At 68.2% G+C, this 1,715-nt stretch carries 2 protein-coding genes; one reads left to right on the top strand and one right to left on the bottom strand.

Annotated features, from left to right (window positions below; translation table 11 throughout):
- Positions 1–105: 105 nt before the first annotated feature.
- Positions 106–1,251: a hypothetical protein gene (locus ACYVTD_RS12410; protein WP_461248067.1), complete on the bottom strand. Its 1,146-nt coding sequence runs from the start codon at positions 1,249–1,251 to the stop codon at positions 106–108.
- A 40-nt stretch (positions 1,252–1,291) separates the two neighbouring features.
- On the opposite strand from ACYVTD_RS12410, the gene ACYVTD_RS12415 reads away from it, so the two are divergent.
- Positions 1,292–1,678 (top strand): hypothetical protein, encoded by a 387-nt coding sequence (locus ACYVTD_RS12415; protein ID WP_461248068.1) that lies wholly within the window; start codon positions 1,292–1,294, stop codon positions 1,676–1,678.
- Positions 1,679–1,715: the final 37 nt, after the last annotated feature.

A 1,715-nucleotide genomic window follows, 5' to 3' on the forward strand; every position in this document is an offset into this window, starting at 1 on the left:
CATCCCAGGGGTTGGGCAGCACAAAGCAGCCCTGACGGTGCAGGGCGTGGAAGGTGGCGCGCTTTTGTTCGGTGGTGGGGGTCATGGGGGCACTCCGTTGCGGGGTCAGGGCGCTGGTGGAAACAGCAGGGGCCGCGCGGCCAGGGACGGCAGCACGCAAGCCACATCATGGGCGCAGTCCGGCACCACGACGAAGCGGCGTGGCCGCTGCGGCGCCAGCAGCTCGCGCTCGTAGGCCGCGAAGGCGTGGCCTCGCTGCAGCCGGAACGGGCCTTGCAGCATGGCGGCGCAGGACTTGTCGAGGATGGGATAGAACCCCCCCTTTTCCGCGCTGCTGTCCAGGGCGCCCTCCCGGTAGGCGATCTGCGCGGCCGCATAGCGGGCCCGCGCGGCAGCCGCATCGCGCCCCAGGTGGCCGGGCAGGTCCTGCAGGCCGTACTTCCAGCGGTCATGGCCCGGGCAGGCGCTGGCTGCGGGCGGCGCATGGAAGACATAGCTGCACGCTCCCGGAAACGCCGCGCCTGTGCCGCAGGCTGCCCAGTCGGTGCTCTGCCCGGCTATCTTCGGCTGTGGCCGCACGGGATCGAAATACAGCCAGGTGCCCGGATCGGCGATCACGTAGCGCAAGGTCACGGAACCCGGCGCATCGGCTGCAAAGGCCACGCTGTGCTGCAGCATCTGCGCCCCAGCCGAAAACCCCGCCAGGGTCACGCTGCGCAGGCCGGGCCAGCGCTGCACGAGCTCGGCCACCAGCGCATCCAGCGCGGCGAAAGAACCTATCGGATGCGGCCCCAGCGAGGGCTCGCCGGCCAGCCAGCCCGCGCAGGTCCATACCGCGTCTGCGTTCCCGGCTGCGGGCACGCCACGGCTGTGGCAATGCGCAGCCTGGTCCTCGGGCACCTGGTACAGCGGGGCGATGACCAGGGTGTCCTGCAGCCGCTGTGCGCCTTCGGCGGCCCGCAGGCCGGCCTCGAAGCTGCGGTTGGCATCGCGTGGATGCCCGTGCATCACCAACAGCGCGGACCGGGGCATGGCGCCGTTGCTGGCCACCGGCGCCTGCGATGCGTAGTAGCGCATGCGCCCCGCGTTGCCGGGCAGGTTGAAGGATTGCAGGCAGGCGGTGTCGGCCCGGTGCCTGCAAACGGAAGCATCGGCGGTGACAGGTTCGGGAGATGGCGCTTGCGCCAGCGCCTCGACCGAGATCGCCAGAAACAGCAAAAGCAGGGAGCGCAGAGGACGGATGGACGGCATGTGCGGGACGTCATTCGCAGGGGTGGGTCGGGCTGCTAGTATGCGGGCGGCCGCAAGCCAGGGCCTGGCTTGTTTCTCAAGCCCCACTCCCTTGTCGCATATGCCACTTCTGCCGCGTTTCAGCCTTGTCCTTGCCTGCCTCGCACTGCCGGCCTTCGTTCACGCCGCAGACTTCGACAAGAAAAACTGCACCTACAAAGGCATCCGCCTCTACGGCAAGGTCCAGATCGTGCACTCCTTTCCCGACATCAAGGTCCAGGCCACCAGCTCTTTCCCGGACCTCAAGGTCAAGGTGGTGGACTCCTTTGCAGACAGTTGCGGGGAGTGGAAGATCGTCACCTCCTTCCCCGACTTTAAGGTCCAGATGGTCAGTTCCTTCCCGGACCTGAAAGTCGACATGGGCAGCTCGTCGCCCGGCGTGCGATAGCCGCCTGGCGCTGTCCAGCATTGCCCCATCGCAGCAC

Source organism: Treponema sp. R6D11 (genome assembly GCF_054786075.1).

Coding starts and splice junctions, on each gene's coding strand:
- ACYVTD_RS12410 (WP_461248067.1), bottom strand. CDS start 1,251: ATGCCGTCCATCCGTCCTCTGCGCTCCCTGCTTTTGCTGTTTCTGGCG.
- ACYVTD_RS12415 (WP_461248068.1), top strand. CDS start 1,292: ATGCGGGCGGCCGCAAGCCAGGGCCTGGCTTGTTTCTCAAGCCCCACT.